Origin of the sequence: Kingella pumchi, from assembly GCF_022288825.1 — a bacterium.
Lineage (GTDB): Bacteria > Pseudomonadota > Gammaproteobacteria > Burkholderiales > Neisseriaceae > Kingella_D > Kingella_D pumchi.
In genome coordinates, this window is sequence record NZ_JAKOOW010000021.1 from 79,230 (window position 1) to 79,623 (window position 394).

Annotated in this window: 1 pseudogene; it reads right to left on the reverse strand. The window is 53.3% G+C overall.

The features are described 5' to 3' along the window. A pseudogene (locus MB824_RS05020) lies at window positions 1–211 on the reverse strand (hypothetical protein); the annotation flags it as partial. Window positions 212–394: the final 183 nt, after the last annotated feature.

Below are 394 nucleotides of genomic sequence, written 5' to 3' on the forward strand. Positions count from 1 at the left end.
GGCGCTGACCGTACAAATTCATCTGCCGCAGCATTTCATCACGCTCAGCTCTGCTGGCTTCCGGTGGAGTTTTTTTAGCAGGATAAATTTTGTCTTCGTTGCACAGCTCCCACCAGCCCGACGCATCGGGCGGCACGCGGAAGCCACTGCCGATATTCAGGCAGCCTGAAAGCAGCAGGCAGAGCATAAGGGGCAGTATCGGTTTGTTCATTCGGAATCTCCTGATTGGGGATGGTTGGGATTGGTACGGTGGTTTTGTTCATGCCCGTTAGGCTTTCAGGCTGCCGGTTAAGGCAGCCTGAAAGCGGTACAGCTGGGCTAATCGTGCTGGCATTGCTCGTAGATTTTGTTTTCGGGATAGATATCCATGCGTGAGCGGTACCAACCCTTTTTG